This is a genomic window from Actinacidiphila rubida (assembly GCF_900110255.1).
GTDB lineage: Bacteria > Actinomycetota > Actinomycetes > Streptomycetales > Streptomycetaceae > Actinacidiphila > Actinacidiphila rubida.
In genome coordinates, this window is record NZ_FODD01000021.1 from 76501 (window position 1) to 101823 (window position 25323).

23 protein-coding genes and 1 pseudogene are annotated in these 25323 nt (G+C 72.0%); 21 read left to right on the top strand and 3 right to left on the bottom strand.

The features are described 5' to 3' along the window. Nucleotides 1–33: 33 nt before the first annotated feature. The gene (locus BMW99_RS21460; protein WP_075017349.1) at nucleotides 34–1296 is read right to left on the bottom strand and encodes a helix-turn-helix domain-containing protein; all 1263 of its coding nucleotides are present in this window, start codon (nucleotides 1294–1296) and stop codon (nucleotides 34–36) included. Nucleotides 1297–1817: 521 nt separating this feature from the next. On the opposite strand from BMW99_RS21460, the gene BMW99_RS21465 reads away from it, so the two are divergent. The 18 genes and pseudogenes from BMW99_RS21465 (at nucleotide 1818) to BMW99_RS21550 (ending at nucleotide 19941) form a co-directional block, all read left to right on the top strand. Next, nucleotides 1818–2450, top strand: coding sequence for a hypothetical protein (locus BMW99_RS21465; RefSeq protein WP_069465764.1), 633 nt, complete (start codon nucleotides 1818–1820; stop codon nucleotides 2448–2450). Between the two features lie 103 nt (nucleotides 2451–2553). Continuing rightward, on the top strand, nucleotides 2554–3174 hold the full coding sequence (locus BMW99_RS21470; RefSeq protein ID WP_069465763.1) for a hypothetical protein: 621 nt from the start codon (nucleotides 2554–2556) through the stop codon (nucleotides 3172–3174). Nucleotides 3175–3186: 12 nt separating this feature from the next. Then, nucleotides 3187–3825 (top strand): hypothetical protein, encoded by a 639-nt coding sequence (locus tag BMW99_RS21475; protein WP_075017350.1) that lies wholly within the window; start codon nucleotides 3187–3189, stop codon nucleotides 3823–3825. A 168-nt stretch (nucleotides 3826–3993) separates the two neighbouring features. Next, nucleotides 3994–5703, top strand: coding sequence for a DUF6801 domain-containing protein (locus tag BMW99_RS21480; protein ID WP_322900211.1), 1710 nt, complete (start codon nucleotides 3994–3996; stop codon nucleotides 5701–5703). A 37-nt stretch (nucleotides 5704–5740) separates the two neighbouring features. After that, nucleotides 5741–6721: an ABC transporter ATP-binding protein gene (locus BMW99_RS21485; protein WP_069464845.1), complete on the top strand. Its 981-nt coding sequence runs from the start codon at nucleotides 5741–5743 to the stop codon at nucleotides 6719–6721. After that, complete coding sequence (locus tag BMW99_RS21490) at nucleotides 6718–7536, top strand: MlaE family ABC transporter permease (RefSeq protein ID WP_069464844.1); 819 nt, start codon at nucleotides 6718–6720, stop codon at nucleotides 7534–7536. Before BMW99_RS21485 ends, BMW99_RS21490 begins: the two co-directional genes overlap by 4 nt. 3 nt (nucleotides 7537–7539) lie before the next feature. Further along, nucleotides 7540–8412 carry an MlaE family ABC transporter permease gene (locus tag BMW99_RS21495; RefSeq protein ID WP_079138631.1) on the top strand — a complete coding sequence of 291 codons (873 nt, stop codon included), beginning with the start codon at nucleotides 7540–7542 and terminating at the stop codon, nucleotides 8410–8412. Then, entirely contained in the window at nucleotides 8409–9683 is a 1275-nt protein-coding gene (locus tag BMW99_RS21500) for an MCE family protein (RefSeq protein WP_079138630.1), read from the top strand. The genes BMW99_RS21495 and BMW99_RS21500 overlap by 4 nt, the downstream gene beginning before the upstream one ends. Beyond that, nucleotides 9680–10711 carry an MCE family protein gene (locus BMW99_RS21505; RefSeq protein ID WP_069464843.1) on the top strand — a complete coding sequence of 344 codons (1032 nt, stop codon included), beginning with the start codon at nucleotides 9680–9682 and terminating at the stop codon, nucleotides 10709–10711. Before BMW99_RS21500 ends, BMW99_RS21505 begins: the two co-directional genes overlap by 4 nt. A gap of 77 nt (nucleotides 10712–10788) precedes the next feature. Continuing rightward, nucleotides 10789–11808, top strand: a complete 1020-nt coding sequence (locus tag BMW99_RS21510) for an MCE family protein (protein WP_069464848.1) — start codon at nucleotides 10789–10791, stop codon at nucleotides 11806–11808. Next, entirely contained in the window at nucleotides 11805–12989 is a 1185-nt protein-coding gene (locus BMW99_RS21515; protein WP_079176133.1) for an MCE family protein, read from the top strand. Before BMW99_RS21510 ends, BMW99_RS21515 begins: the two co-directional genes overlap by 4 nt. Further along, complete coding sequence (locus BMW99_RS21520) at nucleotides 12986–14113, top strand: MCE family protein (RefSeq protein WP_075017352.1); 1128 nt, start codon at nucleotides 12986–12988, stop codon at nucleotides 14111–14113. The genes BMW99_RS21515 and BMW99_RS21520 overlap by 4 nt, the downstream gene beginning before the upstream one ends. Next, nucleotides 14113–15438 (top strand): MCE family protein, encoded by a 1326-nt coding sequence (locus BMW99_RS21525; protein WP_075017353.1) that lies wholly within the window; start codon nucleotides 14113–14115, stop codon nucleotides 15436–15438. Before BMW99_RS21520 ends, BMW99_RS21525 begins: the two co-directional genes overlap by 1 nt. Nucleotides 15439–15539: 101 nt before the next feature. Continuing rightward, nucleotides 15540–16058 (top strand): hypothetical protein, encoded by a 519-nt coding sequence (locus BMW99_RS21530; protein WP_069467422.1) that lies wholly within the window; start codon nucleotides 15540–15542, stop codon nucleotides 16056–16058. A 96-nt stretch (nucleotides 16059–16154) separates the two neighbouring features. Next, nucleotides 16155–16802 carry a hypothetical protein gene (locus tag BMW99_RS21535; protein WP_176735756.1) on the top strand — a complete coding sequence of 216 codons (648 nt, stop codon included), beginning with the start codon at nucleotides 16155–16157 and terminating at the stop codon, nucleotides 16800–16802. 236 nt (nucleotides 16803–17038) lie between these two features. After that, nucleotides 17039–17524, top strand: a pseudogene (locus BMW99_RS21540) (hypothetical protein); the annotation flags it as partial. 123 nt (nucleotides 17525–17647) lie between these two features. Then, nucleotides 17648–18442, top strand: coding sequence for a nuclear transport factor 2 family protein (locus BMW99_RS21545; RefSeq protein ID WP_075017354.1), 795 nt, complete (start codon nucleotides 17648–17650; stop codon nucleotides 18440–18442). Between the two features lie 137 nt (nucleotides 18443–18579). Beyond that, nucleotides 18580–19941 (top strand): glutamine synthetase family protein, encoded by a 1362-nt coding sequence (locus BMW99_RS21550; RefSeq protein WP_069465105.1) that lies wholly within the window; start codon nucleotides 18580–18582, stop codon nucleotides 19939–19941. Between the two features lie 125 nt (nucleotides 19942–20066). Here the strand turns inward: BMW99_RS21550 and BMW99_RS21555 are convergent, their stop codons facing one another. Continuing rightward, complete coding sequence (locus BMW99_RS21555) at nucleotides 20067–20627, bottom strand: TetR family transcriptional regulator (RefSeq protein ID WP_069465104.1); 561 nt, start codon at nucleotides 20625–20627, stop codon at nucleotides 20067–20069. Between the two features lie 184 nt (nucleotides 20628–20811). On the opposite strand from BMW99_RS21555, the gene BMW99_RS21560 reads away from it, so the two are divergent. The 3 genes from BMW99_RS21560 (at nucleotide 20812) to BMW99_RS21570 (ending at nucleotide 24680) form a co-directional block, all read left to right on the top strand. After that, entirely contained in the window at nucleotides 20812–22458 is a 1647-nt protein-coding gene (locus tag BMW99_RS21560) for an MFS transporter (RefSeq protein WP_075017355.1), read from the top strand. 196 nt (nucleotides 22459–22654) lie between these two features. Continuing rightward, entirely contained in the window at nucleotides 22655–23557 is a 903-nt protein-coding gene (locus BMW99_RS21565; RefSeq protein ID WP_075017356.1) for an NmrA family NAD(P)-binding protein, read from the top strand. A 295-nt stretch (nucleotides 23558–23852) separates the two neighbouring features. Beyond that, the gene (locus tag BMW99_RS21570) at nucleotides 23853–24680 is read left to right on the top strand and encodes a hypothetical protein (protein ID WP_075017357.1); all 828 of its coding nucleotides are present in this window, start codon (nucleotides 23853–23855) and stop codon (nucleotides 24678–24680) included. Between the two features lie 25 nt (nucleotides 24681–24705). Here BMW99_RS21570 and BMW99_RS21575 read toward each other — a convergent pair whose 3' ends face one another. Next, nucleotides 24706–25152 (bottom strand): ATP-binding protein, encoded by a 447-nt coding sequence (locus BMW99_RS21575; protein WP_075017358.1) that lies wholly within the window; start codon nucleotides 25150–25152, stop codon nucleotides 24706–24708. Between the last annotated feature and the right edge of the window lie 171 nt (nucleotides 25153–25323).

A 25323-nucleotide genomic window follows, 5' to 3' on the forward strand; every position in this document is an offset into this window, starting at 1 on the left:
GTGCGGGGGAGGGGCGGTCCGGGAGCGCGCCCGTCACATCCGGCCGGCGCCGCGGCGGCCGGGGGTGCCCGCCGTCGGGCGCTCGGGGCCGGCGTCCTCGCCGTGCTCGCGCAGGTGCAGTGCGCGCAACGCGATCTCGGTGGCGAACCGGTCGTCGGGGTCGTTGAGCCGCTCACCGAACGCGCGGTCCAGGATGCGCAGCCGGTAGCGGACCGTCTGCGGGTGCACCCCGAGCAGGTCGGCGACCTGCGCCGCGGTGCCGCGGGTGGTCAGCCAGATCCGCAGGGTGTCGATCAGCCGGGCCCGCTGGGTGGGGGTCAACCCGACGAGCGGACCGAGGTACTTGCGGGTGATCTGGTCCACCAGCGCCGGATCGCCCAGCAGCCACAGCGGCAGCAGGTGGTCCTCGCTCATCGCGACCCCGCGGTCCTCGATCACGCCGGACTCGGCGAGCGCGAGGGTGTGCCGCGCCCAGCGCAGCGAGTCGGCGGCCTCGCCGAGCGGCACGGTCAGGCCGACCGCGGCCCGGCACCCGGTGAGCGCGGTGGCGAGCGCGGCCCGCCGGTCCTCGGTGAACGGCCCGGGGACGAGCAGGTGCGGCTCGGGGTCGGCGAGATCCGCGAGCACGTCCCGCTCGAGCAGCACCCGCGAGGGGTGGGCGTCGGGCGCCAGTGCCACGAGCGTCACCTCCTCCGGCAGCGGCCAGGCGGAGTGCTCGGCGAGTTCGGCGAGCGCGCTGCGGGCCACCGCGGCGCCGCCCAGGATCCTGCGGAGTAATCGCCGCCGCCGGTTGTCCGGCTCCTCGCCGAGTTCGGCGAGTGCCTGTTCGTAGCCCTCGCGGGAGAGTTCGGCCAGGTCGCCCATGTACGCGAAGAGCGCGTCGGCGAAGGTGAGCATGAACGACGCGGAGAGGTTGTAGCGCCGGCCGACGGTGCGCACCCGGCGCAGCGCCACCTGGCAGCCGATCCGGTACGCGGCCTGGAGCGAGTCCAGGCTCCTGCCCTCGTACGCCTCGAAGCGCCCGAACTGGCGGCACAGGTCGTCGCGCAGCGCGGTGGTGGCGGTCGGAGCGGCCACCCGGTCGACGAATGTGGCGATGCTCTGCTCGATCCCGAATTTGATCACGCGCCCGTTCGGGCCGCCGAGCAGATGCCCGTATTCGGGGATCGCCGCCACGATTTCAGCAGCCATCTCTTTTAATAGACTGGGCAGTTCGGGTCGCATGACAGCGGCGAACTCCCGAGGAATCGGACCCATTGGTTCCGCTTGTTCCGGGGTCTGCCGCATTACGGTCATCCCCTCCCCCCTTCCCGGACGCGGCATATAGCCGGTGACCTTGCTGCAACATAGACCACGCGAGCACGGAGCGCAGCACCCCGGACACGGAAACGTTGTCGGAGGCATCTGATCGGCCACGGAGCGGTGGGGCGCGGGACGTGGCCCGACCGGCGCCCGGCGGCGCCGTGACCGCCACCGGGGGCCACGATCGGTGGCCCTGGAGTGCCGGAGACCGTACCGTGCGGGCCCCCGGCGGGTGGCGCGGACCGCCCAGGCGCCGGATGTTGCTCACCTTCTTACAAAAAAGCCCCGGTGACTGTTGCCGCGGTGACAAAGAATTACCCGGCAGTAAGGTCCGTCACAGAATCTTCGTGCGGATTATTGCGCCCCTGGGTTACCGGTGCGTAACGTCCAGCTCCGCAAGGGCAACCGACCGGAATCGGTACCCGCGTTCCAGGTAGTGAGTCGCAACCGAATTCCCGTCTGAACAGCGGGGATTGGGTTTATCGAGCACGTCAACTCCCAGGAAGGATCAGCCCGTGCGCAAGCTCTCCACCCTCAGCAAGAGCGGACTCGTCACCGGCTCCGCGATCGCGGCCGCGCTCGTCCTCGCCGCGGCGCCGGCGAACGCGGCCCCCACGTGGACCGTGTCCGGTGGCGGCACCTTCACCGGTACCTCCACCAACTCGGTCCTGACCGACAGCAACACCGGCACCCAGCTGAAGTGCACCAGCTCCACGGCCAAGGGCTCCGCGACCAACGGCACCAACCTGCCGGGCGCCGGCATCGGTTCCATCACCAGTGTCACCTGGACCAACTGCACGGGCCCGCTGAACATCACGTTCACCGTCACCGCGCAGGGCCTGCCGTGGGCGCTGAACGCCGTCAGCTACGCGGCTCCGGTCACCACCGGCACGCTCACCGGCGTCAAGGCGCACATCAGCGGCACGGGCTGCACCGCCGACTTCGGCGGCGCCACGAGCGGCAGCACCGCGACGCTGGACGTCAAGTACAACAACACCACCCACGTGCTCAGCCTCCTGGGCACCGGCAACCTGCACGCCTGGAGCGTGTCCGGCCTGTGCCTCGGCCTGATCAACTCCGGTGACGCGACCGGGTACAAGGGCGACTACAGCCTCTCGCCCGCCACCCTGAACATCACCTCGCCGTGACCCCGCGCTGAGCGAGGCTCCACGCGGCTCCCCGCATCGGCAGGGACCCCGGCTCCGTGACCCGGAGCCGGGGTCCCTGCGCCAGGAAGGAAGGGATCAGGACATGCACGGAACGATCCGCCGTGTGGCGGCGGTGGCGACGGCCTGCGTCGCGGCGACCTCCGCCGCGATCGCCGGCGCCGGGCCGGCGGCGGCTGCCGGCTGGTACATCACCCCCGGCGGGAACTTCAGCGCGACGTCCGCCCCCTGGGCGGCGACCGACGGCTCCACCGGAACCCAGTTGGTGTGCACGTCGCTCAAGCTGACCGGTCAGCTGGGCCAGGGGCAGGTCCCCGGCCCGGTCATCGGGAACGTCAACGGTTTCGGCGCGGTCGCGTGCAAGGTGGGCCCCCTGCCGGTCACGGTCGCCTTCACCGGGTTCTCCTGGTCGATGACCCCGACGACCTGGATCTCCAGTACCAGCACGGTCGTCGGCACGCTCGGCAGCGTGGGCGCGCACGTGGCCGGGTCGGCCTGCACCTTCGACATCGGCGGCTCCACGCCGGGCGGGCTCGCGACCGTTCCGTTCTCGTACCGCAACACCACCCACAGCCTCACGATCGGCGGCACCGGGGCCACGCACGTCTGGAACGCCTCGTGCCTGGGCCTGATCGCCAGCGGCGACGCCATCGCCTTCGGCGGCACGTTCGACGTCGAGCCGCCGCAGTCGATCGTCCCGGCCTGACGGAGGCCCACCATGACCTACTTCGGCAAGGCCGCCGCCGTGCTCGCCGCCGCCACCGCGGCCGTCGCCGCGACCCTCTCCGCCGGCTCCCCGGCGACGGCCGCGAGCACGTGGACCGTCGCCCCCGGCGGCGTGTTCACCGGACCGTCGGCGAGCGCGATCGTGGGGGACACCGCGACGGGCGCGCAGTGGCGCTGCGGCAGCGGGTCCGCCGGAGGGGCCTTCGCACCGGGGGCCGGGCAGACGGGTACCGGGATCGCGACGTTCAGTTCGTGGACCGCGCGCACCTGCACCGGGCCGCTCGGTATCCCCGTGACGCTCACCGCCCTGCGGCTGCCCTGGCGGCTGGACACCGGCGGCTACGACCCGGTGACGGGCACGGCCACCGGCACCCTCACGGGCGCCTCGATGCACTGGGTGGGAGCGGCCGGGGGCACGGCCGATTTCGACGGGCCCGGCGGTGCGGGCTCGGGCACGGGTGTGCTGACGGTCAGCTACGTCAACGGCTCCGGCGTGTTCACCGTCACCGGCGGCAACCTCCATGTCCACAACGCCGCCGGGGAGTTCCTCGGGCTCGTCAACGACGGGGACCCCTGGACGTTCGGCGGGTCCTTCACGCTCAACCCGAGGACAACCGTCACGTCGCCGTGAGGCCCCCCCTGCTCACTGGACGACAAAATTCCGCTTTCCCCTTGTCATCCGGTGACAAGAATTCCCGCCTCCGCGAACCCGGTGAATCTCGCCGTGTTCGATCACTTGTCTGAGCTTATTACCCGCACGTAATGTCCTGGCGCCGAGCCTGCCTTGAGGAGTTCGATGATGAGGGGTGGCGTGAGATCGCGTCGATCGGTGCGGCTCGCGGCCGTGGGGACGGCCGCGCTGGTGGCGGGGGTACTGCCGGGGTCCCACTCGGCGGCGAGCGGGGGGCAGGGGGAGCTCTCGCTCTCCTACGCGTGCCAATTCGCCTCAGGCGCGCAGGACGTGACCGTGGCATTCACCCAGCAATTCCCGCCGGCCGCGACCGTGGGAAAGCCGATCGTGCCCGGTGACCTGACGATGAGCGTCGCCATTCCGCGGGCCGGCGCCACCGCGATGCTGCCGGCCGGCACCTCCTCGGTCACCGCGGACGGCGACCTCAAGACGCACGTCACCCAGGGGACGTCGGCGGCCGACTCGGACTGGTCCGGGCTCAAGGCGCCCGACACCCCGGTGGCCGGCACCGACGACCTGATCGTGGCCCTCACCGGCAAGGTGCCCGGCGTCACCGTCAGCGCCGCGGGCGATGTCGCCTTCTCCGTGGGGGAGCTGGCGCTCACCCTGCACCCGCGGCAGGCGGCCGCCACCACGCCGTCCACGCCGGACCCGGGACCCTCGTCGGCGGACGCCACCGCGGCGGACGCCACCACCGCGGACGGCACGGCGCCGGACCCCACAGCAGCCGGTACGGCCGCCGCCGGAACGACCGACGTGACCGGCACCTGCACCCCCAAGCCGGGCCAGGACGCCACGCTGGCGACCGTCCACGTGCCGGGCACACCCGGCCTGCCGAGCGGTCCCGGCAGCTCGGGCACCGGCACCGGTGCCGCCGGTCGCGGGGGCCGGCCCGCCGGCCGGGGCCCGTCCGCGGCCGGCCCGGCCGCCGGAACACCCGGCGCCTCCGCCACCCCGGGCCGGAAGTCCGGCACCATCGTCCCGCTGGACGCGCCACCGCACTCCGGGGTCAGCACCTGCGGCAAGCTCCCCACGGGCAAGCTCGACCCCAAGCGGCTGCCCCCCTACACGTCCGACACCGCCGTCATCCTCCCGATGCCCGGCCAGCCGGAGCTGCCGGACGGGCCGCTGTGCGGCTTCGCGGTCGGCTTCTCCAACGTCAACAAGCTCAACGGCGCGATGATCATCAACGATCCGCGCGCCAAGCCCGTCATGGCGGAGGCGAACGGCCGGCGGCGCCTGGTCCTGGACTACGCCAAGCAGTACATCGAGGTCGACTCGGTGATGGACCTGACGCTGCCGCCCTCCCACTCGACCTTCCTCACCTACGGCTTCATGCCCACCACGGCCGACGTGGAGTTCATCCCCCGCGGGGTCTTCACCATCGTGCAGACCGGCGACGCGTTCTTCGACGAGCCGGTCGTCACGACCATCGGCGGCTACCAGGACATCCGCATCCACAACGTGCGGATCAACGGGACCCCGCTGGACGTCGGGCCGAACTGCCACACCGCCACCCCCCTCGACGTGGTCCTCAACGGCCGCAACGACGACTACATCCCCGGCGGCGACGGCAAGCCCGACTACTACCTCTTCAACGGCGGCCCGCTGCGGGACGACAACCTCGTCATCCCGCCGTTCACCGGCTGCACCGCCCACGGCGAGAACCTCGACGCCCTCTTCACGTCCGCGCTCTCCGGACCCGGCAACTCCCTCAACCTGTCGCAGGGCATGCTCTGCGACCCCGTCAGCAACCCCGAGGGCTCGTGCCAGCCCGAGATCCAGCTCCCGCCGCTTCCGCAGCGCAAGAAGAGCTGACCCGTCCGCCATCCACCGTCACCCTCCGGGAGGTGCAATGGGAATCGAAGTGATCGTCGAAGGTCTGACGAAGTCCTTTGGCAAGCAGACCGTCTGGCAGGATGTGACGCTCACTCTGCCGCCCGGCGAGGTCAGCGTGATGCTGGGGCCCTCGGGAACGGGCAAGACGGTGTTCCTGAAGTCGATCATCGGGCTGCTCAAGCCCGAGCGCGGCCGCGTGCTCGTCGGCGGCGTCGACATGGTCAACAGCCCCGAGCGGGACGTCTACGAGGCCCGCAAGATGTTCGGCCTGATGTTCCAGGACGGCGCGCTGTTCGGCTCGATGAACCTGTTCGACAACATCGCCTTCCCCTTGCGCGAGCACACCCGCAAGAAGGAGGCGGAGATCCGCCGGATCGTCATGGAGCGGATCGACATGGTCGGCCTGCTCGGCGCCGAGGGGAAGCTCCCCGGCGAGATATCCGGCGGCATGCGCAAGCGCGCCGGCCTGGCCCGGGCCCTGGTGCTCGACCCGCAGATCATCCTCTGCGACGAGCCCGACTCCGGTCTCGACCCGGTCCGCACCTCCTACATCTCGCAGCTGCTGATCGACCTCAACGCGCAGATCGACGCGACGATGCTGATCGTCACCCACAACCTCGACATCGCTTCCACCGTGCCCGACAACATGGGCATGCTCTTCCGCCGCGAACTCGTGGCGTTCGGGCCCCGGGAGCTGTTGCTGACCAGTGACGAGCCGGTCGTCCGGCAGTTCCTCAGCGGCCGCCGGGCCGGGCCCATCGGCATGTCGGAGGAGAAGGACGAGGCGACCATCGCGCTGGAGCAGCTGAACGGCGACGGCATCGGCTCCGGCCAGCCTCCCCGGATCGTCCCGCAGCTGGAGCCCAGCCCCGGGCTGCCGCCGCGGCAGGCCGTGCAGCGGCGCAAGGCGCGGGTGCTGTCGATGTGGGACTCGCTGCCGAAGTCCGCCCGCGAGGCGATCAAGACCGGGTTCGCCCCGCAGGGGGAACCCGCATGACCGCACCCGTCCGCCCGGCGCCCGCGGTCCGCGCGCCGCGCCGGGCCTTCCCCGGCAGCGGGGCGCTGCGCGAGACCGGACAGCTGCTGACGCTCGCCGCCACCACCGTCCGCGACACCTTCCGGCGGCCCTTCCAGGTGCGCGAACTCATCGAGCAGTTCTGGTTCGTGGCGAGCGTGACGATCCTGCCCGCGGCCCTGGTGTCGATCCCGTTCGGCGCCGTCATCGCCCTGCAGGTCGGCTCGCTGACGCAGCAGCTCGGCGCCCAGTCGTTCACCGGCGGCGCCAGCGTGCTGGCCGTCATCCAGCAGGCGAGCCCGCTGATCGTGGCGCTGCTCATCGCGGGCGCCGGCGGCAGCGCCATCTGCGCCGACCTCGGGTCGCGGAAGATCCGCGAGGAACTCGACGCGATGGAGGTGATGGGCGTCTCGCCGGTGCAGCGGCTGATCGTGCCGCGGGTGCTGGCCACCATGCTCGTCGCGGTGTTCCTCAACGGCCTGGTGTCCGTCGTCGGCACCGGTGGCGGCTACTTCTTCAACGTGGTGATGCAGCACGGCACGCCCGGCGCGTACCTGTCGAGCTTCTCCGCGCTCGCCCAGCTGCCCGACCTGTACATCAGCGAGATCAAGGCGCTGATCTTCGGCTTCATCGCCGGCATCGTCGCCGCCTACCGCGGGCTGCACCCCAAGGGCGGCCCCAAGGGCGTCGGCGACGCCGTCAACCAGTCCGTCGTCATCACGTTCCTGCTGCTGTTCTTCGTGAACGTCGTGCTGACCGCGATCTACCTGCAGCTCGTCCCGCAGAAGGGAGCCTGAGCGATGGCCCTGCTGGACAAGGAGCCGCCGCGGTCCGAACCGCCACCGCCGCCGCCCGGGAGATCCGGCGGCACCCGCTGGCTGCGCTGGCTCGACGAGACCGGCGACCACTTCATCTTCCACATCACCGCCGTGCTGTGGATCCCGCGCACCCTGCGCCGCTACCTGAAGGAAGTCCAACGGCTGCTCGCCGAGGTCGCGTTCGGCAGCGGCGGCCTCGGCGTCATCGGCGGCACCGTCGGCGTGATGATCGGCATGACGCTCGCCACCGGTACCGTCGTCGGCCTCCAGGGGTACGCGGCGATGAACGAGCTGGGCACCTCCGCGTTCACCGGCTTCATCTCCGCGTACTTCAACACCCGCGAGATCGCGCCGCTCGTCGCCGGCCTCGCCCTGTCCGCCACCGTCGGCGCGGGCTTCACCGCCCAGCTCGGCGCGATGCGGATCAACGAGGAGGTCGACGCGCTGGAGGGCATGGGCGTGCGCAGCATGCCCTACCTGGTCTCCACCCGGATCATCGCCGGCGTGGTCGCGATCGTCCCGCTGTACGGGATCGGGCTGCTCAGCAGCTATGCCGCGTCCCGGCTGGTGACGGTGTGGTTCGAGGGCCAGTCGTCCGGCACCTACGACCACTACTTCAACCTGTTCCTGTCGCCGGCCGACGTGCTGCTGTCCACCCTGAAGGTGCTGATCTTCAGCGTCGTGGTGATCCTCGCGCACTGCTACTACGGCTACACCGCCAAGGGCGGCCCGGCCGGGGTGGGCATCGCGGTGGGCCGCTCGGTGCGCAACGCCATCGTGATCATCTCGCTCACCGACTTCTTCCTCAGCCTCGCGATCTGGGGCGCGACGACGACGGTGCGGGTGGCGGGATGACCGACACCACGACCAGCACGCCACCACGGCCGGCGGCCCCGCCGCCGCCGCGCGGCCCCCGCCGCGCCACCACCGCCGGACGGCGCACCGCCGGCATCGTCTTCCTGCTGGTGCCCGCGCTGCTGGCCTGGCTCGCGGTCGCCGTCTACGACAAGTCGTTCACCGACGAGGCCACCGTCACCGTGGACACCGGCAGCACGGGCAACGAGATGCACCAGGGCGCGGACGTGAAGATGCGGGGTGTCGTCGTCGGCCGCGTGTCGTCGATCCACGCCGACGGCGAGGGCGCCCGGCTGACGCTGGCCCTCAAGCCCGGGGCGCTGCACCGCATCCCCGCCGGCGTCACCGCGCAGATGCTGCCCACCACCCTGTTCGGCGAACGCTTCGTCGCGCTCGTCCCGCCGGCCGGCTCCGTCCCCGGCGGCCGCACGCTCGCCGCCGGCGACACCATCGGCCAGGACCGGTCCAGCAACGCCGTCGAACTCCAGCAGGTGCTCGACAACGTGATGCCGCTGCTGACCGCCGTGCAGCCGCAGAAGCTCGCCGCCACCCTGGACGCGGTCGCCACCGCGCTCGACGGCCGCGGCACCCAACTCGGCACCACGCTCGTCCAGCTCGACCGCTACCTGACCAAGCTCAACCCCCAACTGCCCGCGCTCAACGACGACATCAGGCAACTGGTGACCGTCAGCCACGTGTACGACGCGGCGGCGCCCGACCTGGTGCAGGCGCTCACCGAGTTCACCAGGACCAGCGGCACCATCGCCGAGGAACGGGCCAACCTGAGCACCGTCTACGGCTCGGCCACCGCGACCGCGCAGGACCTCACCACCTACCTGCGGCAGAACAAGGACAACCTGATCCGGCTGTCCGCCGACAGCCGCGGCACCCTGTCCCTGCTCGCCCGGTACGCGCCCTCCTTCCCGTGCACCCTGCGCACCCTGGCCGACTTCGTGCCCGTCATGGACAAGGCCCTCGGCAAGGGCACCTCGCAGCCCGGCCTGCACGTCGACCTCACCTCGGTGCCCTCCCGCGGCAAGTACGTCGCCGGCAAGGACACCCCGGTGTACGACGCCGGCGGCGGCCCGCAGTGCTACTCCGTCCCGTACACCGGCCAGGGCTCCACCCCGCTGGCCAACTCCCCGCAGGAGAACGAACTGGTCAACGAACTCCTCGCGCCGGGCATGGACAGCTCCCCGCAGGACCTGCCGGACTGGAGCAGCCTGCTGACCGGGCCGGTCTTCCGCGGGACGGAGGTGACCGTCCAGTGAAGCGCCGCTCCCTCACCGGGCCGATCGTCAAGTCGCTGATCTTCGTCCTGGTCACCGGGCTCGCCACCGCCGTGCTGGCGATCAGCATCGCCGGCGCGAGCGTCGGCGACACCGTCGGCTACAACGCCCGGTTCACCGACACCACCGGCCTCACGTCCGGCGACAGCATCCGCATCGCCGGCGTCAGGGTCGGCCAGGTCGACTCCATCAAGGTCGTCGACCGCCGTTACGCGCAGGTGCACTTCTCCGTGCAGAGGAGCCGTGCGCTGCCCGCCTCGACCAACGCGACGATCAAGTACCTCAACATGGTCGGCCAGCGGTACATCGACCTCACGCAGGGCACCGGACCCGTCGGCGGGGTGCTGCACCCCGGCGCCACCATCCCGCTGCAGCGCACCGCCCCCGCACTCGACCTCACCCAGCTGTTCAACGGCTTCCAGCCGCTCTTCCAGGGCCTGTCGCCCAAGGACGTCAACCAGCTCGCCGGGGAGATCGTCCAGGTGCTGCAGGGCGAGGGCGGCACCGTCGACGGGCTGGTCAGCAGCGTCGGCTCGCTGACCACCACGCTCGCCGCCAAGGACCAGGTGATCGGGAAGGTCATCGACAACCTCAACTCGGTGCTGACCACCGTCAACACCCGTGAGACCGGGTTCAACGACCTGGTCGCCACCCTCCAGCAGCTCGTCTCCGGTTTCGCCCAGGACCGCGAGCCCATCGGCCAGTCGATCACCGCGATCTCCCGGCTGACCACCAGCACCGCCGGGCTGCTCGACGCCGGACGCCGGCCGCTGAAGGACTCCATCGCCCAGCTCGGCCGGCTGTCCACGAACCTCGCCGACAACAGCCCGCAGCTGGAGGACTTCCTGAAGACCACACCGCAGAAGTTCCAGGCCATCGGGCGCACCGCCAGCTACGGCTCCTGGCTCAACCTCTACCTCTGCCAGGCGACCGTCTCCGGCGTCAGCACCTTCGACGGCAGCAAGGCCCCCACCGGCATCGCGATCACCGAAGCGAGGTGCCGCTCATGAGGCCCGCACGCCTCGGCCCGCGGAACGTCCCCGGGCTGCGCCGCCTGCTCCGCGACCCCGCCGACCGCGGCCGCCCGATGTTCCGCCCCCTGAGGGAACGCAACCCCGTCCTCGTCGGCGCCGTCGGCCTCGTGCTGCTGGCCCTGGTCAGCCTCGCCGCGTACAACGCCGACGCGCTCCCCGGCATCGGCGGCGGCACCACGTACACGGCGAGCTTCAGCGAGGCCGCCGGGCTCAAGCCCGGCAACGAGGTGCGGGTCGCCGGCGTCAAGGTCGGCACGGTCGACGGGGTGTCGCTCGACGGCGACCAGGTGAAGGTGACCTTCACCGTCAAGCACACCTGGATCGGCGACTCCAGCACCGTCGCGATCGGCATCAAGACGCTCCTCGGCCAGAAGTACGTGGCCGTCGACCCGCTCGGCAACCGGCCGCAGGACCCGGCCGCGCGCATCCCCAGGAGCCGCACCACCTCCCCGTACGACGTCACCCAGGCGCTCAACGGCCTCGGGCAGACGCTCGGTTCGATCGACACGCAGAAACTGGCCGGCAGCTTCCAGGCGATCTCCGACACGTTCAAGGACACCCCCGCGTCGGTGCGCAGCGCCGCCACCGGACTGTCCGACCTGTCGCGCACCATCTCCAGCCGGGACGCGCAACTCGCCGACCTGCTGGCCGGCAGCAAGCAGCTCACCAAGACGCTGTCGGACCAGAACGGCCGTTTCCAGCAACTGCTCACCGACGGCAACCTGCTGCTCGGCGAGGTCCAGTCGCGGCGCGACGCCATCCACACCCTGCTGACCGGCACCCAGGCACTCGGCACCCAGCTCAACGGGCTCGTCGCCGACAACAACCGGCAGCTCGCGCCGACCCTCGACGCCCTGGACCGGGTCACCTCGGTGCTGGACGCCAACCAGTCGAGCCTGGACAAGGTCCTCGCGCTGGCCGGCCCCTACTACCGGGTGGTCGGCAACACCCTCGGCAACGGCCGCTGGTTCGACAGCTACCTGTGCGGCCTGGTGCCGAAGAACTACCTGCCCAAGGGCACCCCGCCGGCCACCGGGTGCATGCCGCCCAAGGCGACAGGAGGCACGTCATGACGTCGGACCGGGCGCGTGCCCTGCGCGCGCTGCGCCCGTGGCGGTCCGCGCCACCGGAAGGCGGCCGCCGGGACCGGCGGCGGACGGCGCTGCGCGCCACCGTCACCGTCACCGTCCTCGCCCTGGTCGCGGGCGCCGCCGCGGCCGCCGGGGTGTGGGCGTTCGGCGGCCCCGACGGGCCGCACGTCACCGCGTACTTCGACCGCACCGTCGGCGTGTACAAGGGCTCGGACGTCCGGGTGCTCGGTGTCAAGGTGGGCACCGTCGCCTCGGTGCGGCCGCAGGGCCGGCAGGTCGAGGTGGTGCTGGCGCTCGACCACGGCGTGAAGGTGCCGGCGACCGCCGGAGCGGTCGTCGTGGCCCCCAGCGTCGTCGCCGAACGCTACGTCCAGCTCACCCCCGCCTACACCGGCGGCCTGCAGCTGAAGGACCACGACCGGATCACCGCCGACCGCACCGCCACCCCGGTCGAGGTCGACCAGCTCTACGCCAGCATCACCCAGCTCAGCGACGCGCTCGGGCCCGACGGCGCCAACACCACCGGCGCGCTGTCCCGGCTCCTCGACGTCGGCGCGCAGAACCTCGACGGCAACGGCAAGGCGATCGGCGACAGCATCGCCCAGCTCGGCGCCGCCTCCAAGACGCTCGACTCGCACAGTGGCGACCTGTTCGCGACGCTGTCCTCCCTCCAGTCGTTCACGGCGATGCTCAAGGCCAACGACGGCAAGGTGAGGGCCGCGACCGACCAGCTGTCCACGGTCACCGGGTTCCTCGCCGACGACAAGGCGGACCTCGGTGGCGCGCTGCAGCAACTGTCCACCGCCCTGGGCCAGGTGAAGACGTTCATCCAGGACAACCGCGCCCGGCTCAGGACCAGCATCGCCAAGCTCGCCCCCATCACCCAGACCCTCGTGGACCAGCGGGCCTCCCTCGCCGAACTGCTGGACACCGCACCCCTGGCGGCCGACAACGTGCTGAACGCCTACGACCCGGCCCACCGCACCCTCGACGGCCGCGCCGACATCAACGAGCTGAGCATGGGCCCGAGCCTGACCGCGGCCGCCCAGCCGCCCGCCACGTCGGCCGCGACGTCGAGGACATCGGACACCGGCGCACCCGCCCTCCCCCTCCCGCTGCCCGCGGTCGGACCCGTCTACGGCTCGAAGGGAGCGGCCCGATGACCCGGCGAACCCTGACCGTCGCGGCGGCGGCTCTCGTCGCGCTGTCGGCCGGCCTCACCGGCTGCGGCTTCGGCGGCGTCCAGGACATCCCGCTGCCCGGCGGCGCGAACCTCGGCGCCCACCCCTACACCGTGAAGGCCCGGTTCGCCGACGTCCTGGACCTGGTGCCGCAGGCCTCGGTGCGGGTCAACGACGTCGCCGTCGGCCGCGTCATCGGCATCGCGCTGGGATCCGACGGCTGGTCCGCGGTGGTCACCATGAAGGTCAACGGCAAGGTGCGGCTGCCCGCCAACGCCTACGCGCACCTGGAGCAGTCCAGCCTGCTCGGCGAGAAGTACGTGCAGCTGTCTCCGCCGCCCTCCGGCGAGGCCCCGGACGGGCACCTGGCCGGCGGCGCGACCATCCCGCTGTCGCACACCAACCGCAACCCCGAGGTCGAGGAGGTCTTCGGCGCCCTGTCGATGCTCCTCAACGGCGGCGGCATCCAGCAGCTGAGGACCATCTCCACCGAGCTGAACAAGGCACTCACCGGCAACGAGCCGCAGATCAGGGACATGCTCACCCAGGTCGACACGCTGGTCTCCGACCTCGACACCCACAAGCAGGACATCACCGACGCGCTCGACGGCGTCAACCAGCTGTCCGACACCCTCGCCACCCGCGACCAGCAGATCGGCACGGTGCTCACCGGGCTCAGCCCCGGCCTGAAGGTGCTCGACGAGCAGCGCGGATCGCTGGTCACGATGCTCCAGTCGCTCGGCACCCTCTCCGGGGTCGCCGTGGACACCGTCGACAGGAGCAAGGACGACATGGTCGCCGACCTCAGGGCGCTCGCGCCGACCCTGCAGCGCCTCGCCGACGCGGGCAAGGACCTGCCGGACTCGCTGCAGGTGCTGCTCACCTACCCCTTCACCGACGAGGTGCTGCACGGCGTCAAGGGCGACTACCTCAACGTCTACCTCGACCTCACCGCGGCCCCCGGCACACAGATCGTGCCCACGCTGCTGCCCGACGACAGCGTCTTCCCCGGCGTCGGCCCGCCCGCCACACCCGAGGCGATGAACCAGCAGCTCAAGCTGCCGCTGCCGCTGCCGTCGGTCACGACGACGAGGGGCGGCCGCTGATGCTCACCAGGACCACCATCGCCAAGAACATCGCGTTCCTGGTCGTCGCCGTCCTCGTGCTCGCCTACATCGGCGTCCGCTACGCCGACCTGGGACGGTACGTCGGCCTGCGCGGCTACTACACCGTCAAGGTCGAACTCCCCGAGACCGGGGGCCTGTTCACCAACGCCGACGTCACCTACCGCGGCGTGTCCGTCGGCCGCGTCGGCCCGGTCACGCTCACCGACGACGGTGTCGAGGCCTCCCTGCGGATCAACGACTCCGCGCCCGACATCCCCGCGCACCTCAAGGCCGTCGTCGCCGACCTGTCCGCGGTCGGCGAGGAGTACATCGACCTGCAACCGTCCACCGGCCAGGGCCCGTTCCTGCACGACGGCTCGCACATCGCCGAAGCCGACGCGCAGGTCCCCGCGCCCGTCACCAACCTGCTCACCAGCGTCAACGACCTCGCCGGGTCGGTGCCCCTGACCTCGCTGCGCACCGTCGTCGACGAGTTCGGCAAGGCGTTCAACGGCCAGGCCGACAACCTGCAGTCGCTGCTGGACACCAGCGGCCACTTCATCTCCGCCGCCGACACCAACCTGCCGGGCAACACCCAGCTGATGATCGACGGGCGGACCGTGCTGCGCACCCAGGCCGACGAGGGCGACGCTTTCACCTCCTTCGCCTCCAGCGCCAACCAGCTGGCCGCGCAGCTCAACACCTCCGACACCGACCTGCGCCGGCTGATCGCCGCCGCACCCGAGGCCGCGGGCCAGGTCAGCGCGCTGCTCCGGGACGTCGGACCCGACCTCAGCGTCGTCCTGGCGAACCTGCTGACCACCTCCGACGTGGCCGTGACCCGGCAGCACGGCATCCAGGAGTTCCTGGTCAAGGTGCCCGCCGTGGCCGCGGCCGGATCGACCGCGATCACCTCGCAGGGCGTGCACTTCGGGATGGCGGTCACCTTCTTCTCGCCGCTGCCCTGCACCTCCGGATACGGCGGCACCGCCTACCGCAACGGCCTGGACACCAGCGCGCCCGCCACCGCCTTCAACACCGCGGCCCGATGCACCGCTCCGGCCTCCTCCGGCATCGACGTGCGCGGTTCCGCGCACGCGCCCGGCAGCGGGGGAGTCCCGGCGGCGGCGCAGCCCGGCTCGGTGCTGCCGACCGCCACGTCCGCCGACCTGACGGGCACGGCCGCGGCCAGCCCGTCCGGCTCCGGCCCGACCGTCCCCGCCCGCAGCGCGCCGCCGCTGCCCGGGGCGCTGGGCCTGCCCGGCCTGCCGGACGGCGGCCCCACCACCCTGGCCGGACTGCTCGGCGTGGAGGACACCCCGTGAGGAACCTCGTGAAACGGTCCGGGAAGCGGTCCGGGACGAACGGCGGAAGGAATCCCGGGAAGAACCCCGGGAAGGACCCCGGCGGCACGTCCGCAACTCCCGTGCGGACCAGGGTGATCCGCGGGACCACGCTGGTCTGGTCGGCGGGCTGGACGGTGGCCGCGCTGCTGCTCGGCCTGTCGGCCTGGTCGTACCTGGCCACCCGCGGCGACGACGGGCTGCGCTTCGGCAAGGCCCGCGACGCCGCGCTGACCGCCGGCCGGGACGACATCGCCCGGCTCAACACCGTCGACGCGGCCCATCTGGACCGCGACCTCGGCCTCTGGCTGGACGCGACGACGGGTCCGCTCCACGACCAGCTCACCCGCACCCACAGCGCGGACGCCGGCCAGTTGAAGGCGGCGGGCACGTCCACCCGCGGCACCGTCACCGACGCGGCCGTCACCGAGCTCGACACCCGCGCGGGAACGGCCAAGGTGATCGCGACCGTCCAGGTGCGGGTCAGCCCGCGCGACGGCACCGCCACCACCGACCGCAAGCGATTCGAGGCCGGCCTCGCGCGCACCGGCGGCACCTGGAAGCTGACGGCCCTCACCGCCGTTCCGGTCGGGTCGAGTTGAGGCCGGCATGAGGACGCCGGAGTACGGGGCCGCGGGGACCGCGAGGGCCGACAGGGCTGACAGGGCTGACAGGGCTGAGCGAAGGAGGCGGTGCCGGTGAGCACCACCGAGGAGGGGGCCGCGGCGGACGCGGACACGGGTGCGGGCGGCCCGGGGGGCGCCGCGGACCCCGCGGGCGTGCGGGCCGATGCCGCCTCGGCCGCGGCGGCCACCGAAGGCGCCGAGGGGCCGGCCCGCTCGGGGCGGTGGCCGCGGCGCAGGATCGCCGCCACGGCCCTGCTCGCGCTCGTCGTCGTGCTCGCCGGTGTCCTGCTGTACGCGGCCCAGCAGCTCAAGGACCCGGCGGCGACCGGCAACCACGCGCTGACCGACACCGCCGCGACCGACCAGGTCACCGGTGACGTCAGCAACGCGCTCAGCCGGATCTTCGCCTACACGCCCGACGACACCCAGTCCACCGCCCAGGCGGCCCGCGACCTGCTGGCCGGCGCGGCGGCCACCCAGTACCAGCAGCTGTTCGCCCGCATCCGGCAGCAGGTCGCGGACGAGAAGCTCACGCTGACCACCCGCGTGGTGCGGGCCGGCGTCGTCTCGCTGACCGGCCGGCGCGCGAGCCTGCTGGTCTTCCTGGACCAGACCGCGCAGCGCGCCGGCGGCACCGCCACCAGCGCCGCCGCCCAACTGTCGGTCACCGCCGCGTACTCCGGCGGCCGCTGGCGCATCACCGATCTCAAGGCCCGGTAGGGGAGAGGCAGATGGCACGAAGCAGCAACGGCGGCAGCACGGCGGCGACCGCCGAGAGGGCGCCCGAGACGGACGCGAAGGCGGAGGCGGTCACGGAGGCGGACCCGGTCGCGGAGGGGGACTTGGGCGTGGCCGCCGACGCGGACCCGGTCGCCGCGTCCGATCCGGTGAAGCCCGCACGTGCCGTCAAGTCCCGCGCCCCGGAGCGGAGTCCCGCGTCGGCACGGCGGCCCGTGCTGCTGGTGGCCGCGGTCCTCGCGCTGGCCGCCGCGGTCGCCGCGGCCCTGACCGGGTGGTCCTGGTACGGCGCCGCGCACGACGGCAGCGCGTCCTTCGCCAAGGCGCGGGACAGCGTCCTGGCGGCCGGCGAGCAGGCCGTGCAGAACATGAACACCCTCGACCACAACGACCTGGGGCACGGCCTGGACGCGTGGGAGGCCAGCACCACCGGCGACCTTCACACCCAACTCGTCCAGGGCCGGGCAGACTTCGAGAAGCAGGTGCAGCTCGCGCAGACCGACAGCACGGCCAAGGTGCTGTCCGGCGCGGTCACCGAGCTCGACACCCGGGCCGGCAAGGCGTCCGTCATGGTCGCCCTGCAGATCACCGTGACGGCGCCCAAGGCCAAGCCGTCGGTGAAGGAGAGCCGCCTGGTGGGCGAGCTGACCCGGACGGCGTCCGGGTGGAAGCTCAGCGCGCTCGGCCAGGCGCCCATGGGCGACGGCAGCACCGGCGACGGCTCCACCGCCGGCGCGGCGCCCTCGGGTGCCGCCACGCCCACCGCCCCCGCCACCACGCAGCCGACCAGCGGCCGATGAGCGCCACCTGAGAGGACCGGCCCAGCCATGTCGACGACCCGCCACCTGATCAACCGCCGCCGCAGGCTCGCCGCCGTCGCGGCGACGACCCCGCCCCGTACGGCCCGCGCCGCGGCCGCCCAGCCCGTGCCGGCCGCCGCACCCGGGACGCACGACGCGACCGGGGACGCGACGCCGGGCGCGGTCCCGACGGAGCCCGCGACCGCCGGGACCCCGGACGCCGACCAGGCCGCCGGGACCCCCGACGAGGAGAGGACCACGGGCGGCGCCCCGGCCACCACCCGCGCCGCGCGGTCGCGCCGTCTCCCGCGGTCCGCCGTGCTGACCGCGCTGCTCGCCGTGCTCACCGTCCTGCTCGGCGGCTTCGCCGCCCTCGCGTCCGCGAAGGCGTCGTCACTTCACGACTCGGCGGCCACCGGCAACACCGCCCTGACCGACACCGCCCGCACGAGTGAGGTCAAGGGCGCCGTCGCCCAGGACGTCAACGCCGTCTTCTCCTACGACTACACCGACACCGCCAAGACCGACGACGCCGCCAAGCGCCTGCTGACCGGGAAGGCCGTCCCGCAGTACGCCGGGATGATCGCGCAGGTGCGGGCCCAGGCCCCGAAGCAGAAGCTCGTGCTCACCACGACCGTCACCAGCACGGGCGTGGAGAACATCAGCGGCGACCGTGCGCGGGTGCTGGTCTACGCCGACCAGCGCAACACCAGCACGGCTGCCGGAAGCGGCGGGACGACGTACGCGGCGGCCATGTTCGCGGTCGACGCGGTGCGTCAGGACGGCACGTGGAAGATCGCGTCCATCGACACCTTCGGCTGACGTCCCCCGGCAGGCACTATGGGAGGGAGCAGGCACGCAATGTCCGCGAAATCGTGTGGTGCAATGCTCCTGATCCCCCGATGCGGTCCCCGGCGGGGGGAGGTGGCCTGACCGGCAAGGATGGATGGATAACCGACATGGACAAGCAGCAGGAGTTCGTGCTCCGCACCCTTGAGGAGCGCGACATCCGGTTCGTTCGGCTGTGGTTCACCGACGTGCTCGGCTATCTCAAGTCGGTGGCCGTGGCCCCGGCCGAGCTGGAGCAGGCCTTCGACGAGGGCATCGGCTTCGACGGCTCGGCCATCGAGGGCTTCGCCCGCGTGTACGAGTCCGACATGATCGCCAAGCCCGACCCGGGGACGTTCCAGGTGCTGCCGTGGCGCGCCGAGGCCCCCGGCACCGCCCGCATGTTCTGCGACATCCTGATGCCCGACGGCTCCCCCTCGTACGCCGACCCGCGCTACGTCCTCAAGCGCGCGCTCGCCAAGGTGTCCGACCTGGGCTTCACCTTCTACACGCACCCCGAGATCGAGTTCTACCTGCTCAAGGACAAGCCGCTGGACGGCGGCCGGCCCACCCCCGCGGACAACTCCGGGTACTTCGACCACACCCCGCAGAACGTCGGCATGGACTTCCGCCGCACGGCCATCACCATGCTGGAGTCGATGGGCATCTCGGTGGAGTTCTCCCACCACGAGGGCGCGCCCGGCCAGCAGGAGATCGACCTGCGGTACGCCGACGCGCTGTCCACCGCCGACAACATCATGACGTTCCGGCTGGTGATGAAGCAGGTCGCGCTGGAGCAGGGCGTGCACGCCACGTTCATGCCCAAGCCGTTCTCCGAGCACCCCGGTTCCGGCATGCACACCCACCTGTCCCTCTTCGAGGGCGACCGCAACGCCTTCTACGAGTCCGGCGCGGAGTTCCAGCTCTCCAAGGTCGGCCGCTCCTTCATCGCCGGCCTGCTGCGTCACGCCGGGGAGATCTCCGCGGTCACCAACCAGTGGGTCAACTCGTACAAGCGCATCTGGGGCGGCTCGCAGCGGACCGCCGGCGCGGGCGGCGAGGCCCCCTCCTACATCTGCTGGGGCCACAACAACCGCTCGGCCCTCATCCGGGTGCCCATGTACAAGCCCGGCAAGACCGGGTCCACCCGTGTCGAGGTCCGCTCCCTGGACGCGGGCGCCAACCCCTACCTCGCCTACGCGGTCCTGCTCGCCGCGGGCATGAAGGGCATCCAGGAGGGCTACGAACTGCCCGCCGGCGCCGACGACGACGTGTGGGCCCTCACCGACGCGGAACGCCGCGCCCTGGGCATCGAGCCCCTCCCGCAGAACCTCGGCGAGGCCATCACCCTCATGGAGCGCAGCGAGCTCGTCGCCGAAACGCTCGGCGAGCACGTCTTCGACTTCTTCCTCCGCAACAAGAAGCAGGAGTGGGAGGAGTACCGCTCCCAGGTCACGCCTTTCGAGCTGATCAAGAACCTGCCGGTGCTGTAACTCCGGGCCGGGGACCGGCTCCCCGGTTCCGCCCGCTGCGGGGCGACGGCTGACTGCCGTCGCCCCGTAGTCGTGTCCGGGCGGTCGTGCGGCCTCGTGTCCGCCGGCGAGGCGCGGTGCCGGCGTCAGCCCAGGGCCGTCCGCGCGGCCTGCAGCAGTTCTTCGGAGAGCGCGTCGCCCCGGGTGGCGCGGGCGAGGGCGAGGGCGCCGACCAGGGTGCAGAACTGGGCCAGGCCGTCGTCGTCGCCGGTGGCCAGCCGGGCGGCACGGTTGCGGACCCCCTCGGCGTAGGTCCGGCGGACCCGGGCGGCCTGGCCGGGCTCCCGCCCGAGGTCCGCGGCGAATCCCGAGACCGGGCAGCCGTCCGCCGCGTGGTCGCGGTGCCAGACCGAGAGGTAGTCGTCGATCATCGTCCGGCGGGCGGTCTCGCGGTCCTCGCCCTCCTCGGGCGTGAGCGCCTCGGCCGCCGAGTACGGGGCGGGGTTCGCGAAGGCGTGGGCGATGGCCTCGTCGACGAGGTCCTCCTTCGAGGCGAACTGCTTGTAGAACCCGCCGTGCGTGAGCCCCGCGGCCTTCATGAGGTCGGCGACGCTCACCGCGGTGCCCTTCTCGCGGAACATCCGGGAGGCGGTGGCGATGACGCGCTGCCGGTTCTCCTGTGCCTGCGCCTGGGACACGCGCCCCATGGGATCACTCTCCTCAGATGGATGTCGGTTGACATCTATCCTATCCCTTGTTTAGATTACATGCGACTTCTAAATGACCGGACCACCCGCCGGGCCGATCAGGGCCCGGCGACGCCTCCCCTGCCCGAGGCCCGCGTGCTCCGCTCCGCACATTCCTCGTCACTGACAGCACTGGAGACCACCCGTGTCCTCATCCCCCGGCCCCACCGGGTCCCCGACGCCCGCCGCGCCCACCCCACCCGTGCCGCCGGTCCCGGGGCGAAGGGTTCCCGAGGCCGTCCACCGACGGCGCTGGGCGATATTGACGGTGCTGCTGTCCAGCCTCCTGGTGGTGATGCTGGACAACTCGATCCTCAACGTGGCGATGAAGACCATCGCCCAGCCCGCTCCCACGGGGCTCGGTTCCACCCAGAGCCAGCTGGAGTGGGCGGTGAACTCCTACACGCTCGTCTTCGCCGGACTGCTGTTCACCGCGGGCCTGCTCGGTGACCGGCTCGGCCGCAAGAAGGTGCTGCTCTTCGGCATGCTGGTGTTCGGCGTGGGCTCCGTGCTCTCCGCGATGTCGGAGTCCTCCGGGCAACTCATCGCGTTCCGGGCCGTGATGGGCTTCGGCGGCGCCTTCATCCTGCCCGCCACCCTCGCGATCATCATGAACGTCTTCGAGCGCGAGGAGCAGCCCAAGGCCATCGGCATCTGGACGGGCGTGGTCGGTTTCGCCATCGCGCTCGGCCCCATCACCGGCGGCATCCTGCTGGAGCACTTCTGGTGGGGCTCGGTCTTCCTGGTCAACGTGCCCATCGTCGTCGCGGCGATGGTCGCCATGGCCGCGATCGTCCCCGACTCCAGGGACCCCCGGCCCGGACGGCTCGACCCGCTGGGCGTGCTGCTGTCGATCATCGGTCTGGCGCTGCTGGTCTACGGCATCATCAAGGGCGGGCAGTACGGCGACTTCACCCGGCCAGAGGCCTGGGCGACGATCGTCGGCGGCCTGGCGGTCCTCGCCTGCTTCGTGGCCCACGAGGCCCGCAGCGACCACCCGGCCCTCGATGTCGCGTACTTCCGCAACCGGCGGTTCTCGGCGTCCGTCGCCGCCATCGGCCTGGTCTTCTTCGCCCTCATGGGTGTCACGTTCTTCAGCGTCTTCTACAACCAGAGCGTCCGCGGCTACAGCGTCCTGCAGTCCGGCCTGCTCGTGCTGCCGCTGGCCGTCTCGCAGATGTTCTTCGCCCCGCGCGCACGGCTGGCCGTGGAGCGCTTCGGGGCCCGGGCCGTGTGCGCGAGCGGCCTGGTCGTGACCGCCGGTGCCTTCGCCGGCTTCCTGCTCCTCGGCCGGAGCACGCCGATCTGGGTGCTGGAGGTGCTGTTCTTCCTGATGGGCACCGGGATGGCCCATGTGATGCCGCCCGCCACGGTCATGATCATGTCGTCGCTGCCGCGGGAGAAGGCCGGTTCCGGATCCGCGATCAACAACACCTTCCGCCAGGTCGGCGGGGCCATGGGCGTCGCGGTGCTGGGATCGCTGCTGTCCACCAGCTACCGCAACGGCATCAACGGCCACCTGGGCATGCTGCCGCCCTCCGACCGGCCGGCCGCGGGAGAGTCCGTCCAGGCGACCCTGGCGGTCGCCGGGAAACTGGGACCGGCCGGCCGGGCGCTGGTGCGGCCCGCGGACGACGCCTTCATCCACGCGATGCACATCGCCGCCGTGGGCTCCGCGGCCGTCGCCCTGCTCGGCGCCGCCGTGGTGCTGGCCTTCCTGCCGCGCAAGGCCGCCGCCCCGGCCGCCGGCGCAGGCAGCGCCCCGCGCGAGGCCCTGGGAGCCCGGCGGTGACCCCCCGCCGGCCGGCGACACACCGCAGGCGACCGCCCGGCCAATGCCGTCCCGCCCGACCCCCCGAGGCGATGGTCGGAGCAGCCCCCGACGCACGCGCGCGCGGGGACGAGGCAGGCGGCGCCCATGCCGCGTCGCCGACAGGCCCGCTCGCACCTCGACTCCGACACCCGTCCCCTCCGAAGGAGATCCACTGATGGTCACCAGCAACCTCGTCCTCATCCCCGGTGCCGGCGGCGTGGGCCGTGCGGTCTTCGAGCACCTGCGCGCGCAGGACGTGCCGGTGCGTTTCATGGTGCGCCGCGAGGACGAGCGCGCGGCCGAACTGCGGTCGCTCGGCGCGGAGGTGGTCATCGGCGACCTGACCCGGCCCGAGACGGTCGCGGCCGCCCTGCAGGGCGTGACTCGCATGTACTTCGGGATGGCCGTGTCGCCCCACCACCTGCTGGCGGCCACCGTGGTGGCCTCCGTGGCACGCGAGTACGGACGGTTGGAAGCCCTGGTCGACCTGTCGCAGATGACGGTGTCGCAGATGACCGCCACCAGCACGGAGGAGTCCCACCAGCAGCGGCTGCACTGGCTTGCGGAGCAGGTGCTGAACTGGTCCGGCCTGCCCGTGGTGCACGTCCGGCCGACGGTGTTCCTGGACACTCCGCTGTTCACCGATCTGGCGGCGCGGTCGATCAAGGAGAACGGCACGATCGCCCTCCCGTTCGGCACCGGGCGCACCTCACCCGTCGCCATGGACGACGTCGCCCGGGTCCTCGCCACCGTCCTCCGCGACCCGGCGCCGCACATCGGGCGGGTCTACGAGCTCACCGGGCCGCGCTCGGTCGACATGACCGAACTGGCCGCGGAGTTCTCCCGGGCCCTGGGCCGGGACGTCTCCTACGTGGACCTGCCCCCGCAGGCGTGGGAGGAGCAACTCCCCAAGCTGGGGCTGCCGCCGCACGTCGTGCAGCACATCATCACCATGGCCAGGCTGCACCGCGACAACCGCTACGACCGCACGAGCGACGGCGTGGAGCGCCTGACGGGCGTCCCTCCCCAGTCGATCGAGGCGTTCGTGGCCGCCCGCAGGGATTTCTACCTCGGCTGAACCGCTCCGCCCAGCCGCCCTCCGGCCGGACCACCGGGCGGCCGTGCCCGCTCACGGTCGCAGGCACGGCCACCCATCCCACGTCGCGCGGGAAGCCCCGCGCGGCCGTCGCCCCGCGGTGCCGTCCGGGTGCGGGCCGGTGCTCTCCTCGATCCGGAGCGGCAGTTGGGCAGCGATTGTCCACGATCGGGGCGTCGGCACTCGACGCCACCGTCCGCGGCCGTCCATGATTGCGGCGACGAGTGCGGTCACCGGGGGGGCCGGGGCCGGTGGGCCTCGGGTGGAGGGGGAAGCCGTGATCCCGGTGGAAGAGGCGGCGAACGCGTACGTGCTCGACGCGGCGGCGTTCGCGGAGGCGGGCGGGTCGCGGGTGTGGTGGGCGCCGTGGGGGCCGCAGCCGTCCGGGGACGACGAAGGCGACCACGTCTACAGGTACTTCATGGCACTGGACGACGACGCGTGGAGCTTCGAGTTCGCCCTGCGCTACAGGGGCCGCCCGAGCGACACGGTGCCGGTGGGCTTCTGGGACTTCACGCTCTTCATCGAGGGTGGGAAGGGCCACATCTCCGATCTCCGGAGTTCCCTCCCGCCGTCGATGCGTGTCGCGGAGCCGGCGTACGCCGAGGACGGCCGCGCGCTCCGTTTCGTCCGGTGGCTGGACGCGCGTCCGGGCGACGGCATCGACACGGCGGCGGTCGGCGGCACGCACGTGCGCTGCCCGCTCGACGAGACCCTGGTCGAGCTGGACGACTCCCGGCAGGAGTGCCCCTGCGGGCAGCTCAGCCGTGACGACGACGGCCGCCTGATTCCCCTTGAGACGCGGACGTTCCTCTCCGTCCACACCGCCGGCGCCGACGGCACCCCGCCGACCGCGCAGGACACCGTCCCCGCCGCCGCCGGCCCGCTGCGGCTCGTCCGCTGGCTGATCCCGGGACCGGGCGAGCGCATCGACGTGACCTCCGCGGGCGGTACGCACGCGCGCTGCCTCTACGACGAGACCCTGGTCGAGGTGGACGCCCCCGCGCAGGAGTGCCCCTGCGGGCGGCTCTCCCGGGACGCCGGCGGTCGGCTGCGCCTGCTGAAAGCGGAGGAGATCTGCGCCGTGTACTCCCGCGACGCCTGAGCAGCGCCGTCCGGCGCCGGGCACATCAGGTGTCCTGCCCCGAGCATTCCGGTAGCCCGGTGGTGATCTCGGCCCAGACGGTCTTGCCGATGCCGTGAAGGCGGGGGCACACGCCGTGGCGGATGGAGAGGGCGACGATCAGGGGGAGTCCGCGGGACGACTCGTCGTCGTCGCTGGGGACGCGGAGCCGGGGGACCGTCGTGTCGGCATCGTCGACCTCCACCCGGATGCGGTCGGGGCCAGGACGAGTGACGCGCAGTCCGACCTCGCGCCCCGAAGGGACTTCGGCGTGCCTGACGGCGTTGGTGACCAGTTCGCTGACCACGAGCACCGCTGCCTCCGCGGCTTCCGGCGGAACGCCCCACTCCGCGAGTGCTTTCCGTGTGGCGTTCCGGGCCGCGGCGACTCGCCTGGGGCGGCGGGGGAAGAGTAAGTCCACTGCGGAAGCATCTGCGCACTCGGGCACGTGCATGGCATGACCTCACAGGTGAGGATGGGCGGGGGAAACATCTCTAGAGATGTGCTCGCTCATTACAGCAGCTTCACCGATGCCACGTCCATGAGATCTCTAGAGATCTCACCTTCCATGTTGGTGGGACGCGCCCGGTGTCGTCGCCCCGAGGCCCGCCTAGGATGTCTAGAG

Bases quoted from the DNA above. Each gene is read 5' to 3' on its own strand.
- BMW99_RS21475 (WP_075017350.1), top strand. From the start codon at position 3,187: ATGACCTACTTCGGCAAGGCCGCCGCCGTGCTCGCCGCCGCCACCGCG.
- BMW99_RS21565 (WP_075017356.1), top strand. From the start codon at position 22,655: ATGGTCACCAGCAACCTCGTCCTCATCCCCGGTGCCGGCGGCGTGGGC.
- BMW99_RS21495 (WP_079138631.1), top strand. From the start codon at position 7,540: ATGGCCCTGCTGGACAAGGAGCCGCCGCGGTCCGAACCGCCACCGCCG.
- BMW99_RS21510 (WP_069464848.1), top strand. From the start codon at position 10,789: ATGTTCCGCCCCCTGAGGGAACGCAACCCCGTCCTCGTCGGCGCCGTC.
- BMW99_RS21525 (WP_075017353.1), top strand. From the start codon at position 14,113: ATGCTCACCAGGACCACCATCGCCAAGAACATCGCGTTCCTGGTCGTC.
- BMW99_RS21515 (WP_079176133.1), top strand. From the start codon at position 11,805: ATGACGTCGGACCGGGCGCGTGCCCTGCGCGCGCTGCGCCCGTGGCGG.
- BMW99_RS21545 (WP_075017354.1), top strand. From the start codon at position 17,648: ATGTCGACGACCCGCCACCTGATCAACCGCCGCCGCAGGCTCGCCGCC.
- BMW99_RS21500 (WP_079138630.1), top strand. From the start codon at position 8,409: ATGACCGACACCACGACCAGCACGCCACCACGGCCGGCGGCCCCGCCG.
- BMW99_RS21520 (WP_075017352.1), top strand. From the start codon at position 12,986: ATGACCCGGCGAACCCTGACCGTCGCGGCGGCGGCTCTCGTCGCGCTG.
- BMW99_RS21550 (WP_069465105.1), top strand. From the start codon at position 18,580: ATGGACAAGCAGCAGGAGTTCGTGCTCCGCACCCTTGAGGAGCGCGAC.
- BMW99_RS21575 (WP_075017358.1), bottom strand. From the start codon at position 25,152: ATGCACGTGCCCGAGTGCGCAGATGCTTCCGCAGTGGACTTACTCTTC.
- BMW99_RS21485 (WP_069464845.1), top strand. From the start codon at position 5,741: ATGGGAATCGAAGTGATCGTCGAAGGTCTGACGAAGTCCTTTGGCAAG.
- BMW99_RS21470 (WP_069465763.1), top strand. From the start codon at position 2,554: ATGCACGGAACGATCCGCCGTGTGGCGGCGGTGGCGACGGCCTGCGTC.
- BMW99_RS21555 (WP_069465104.1), bottom strand. From the start codon at position 20,627: ATGGGGCGCGTGTCCCAGGCGCAGGCACAGGAGAACCGGCAGCGCGTC.
- BMW99_RS21460 (WP_075017349.1), bottom strand. From the start codon at position 1,296: ATGACCGTAATGCGGCAGACCCCGGAACAAGCGGAACCAATGGGTCCG.
- BMW99_RS21490 (WP_069464844.1), top strand. From the start codon at position 6,718: ATGACCGCACCCGTCCGCCCGGCGCCCGCGGTCCGCGCGCCGCGCCGG.
- BMW99_RS21480 (WP_322900211.1), top strand. From the start codon at position 3,994: ATGAGGGGTGGCGTGAGATCGCGTCGATCGGTGCGGCTCGCGGCCGTG.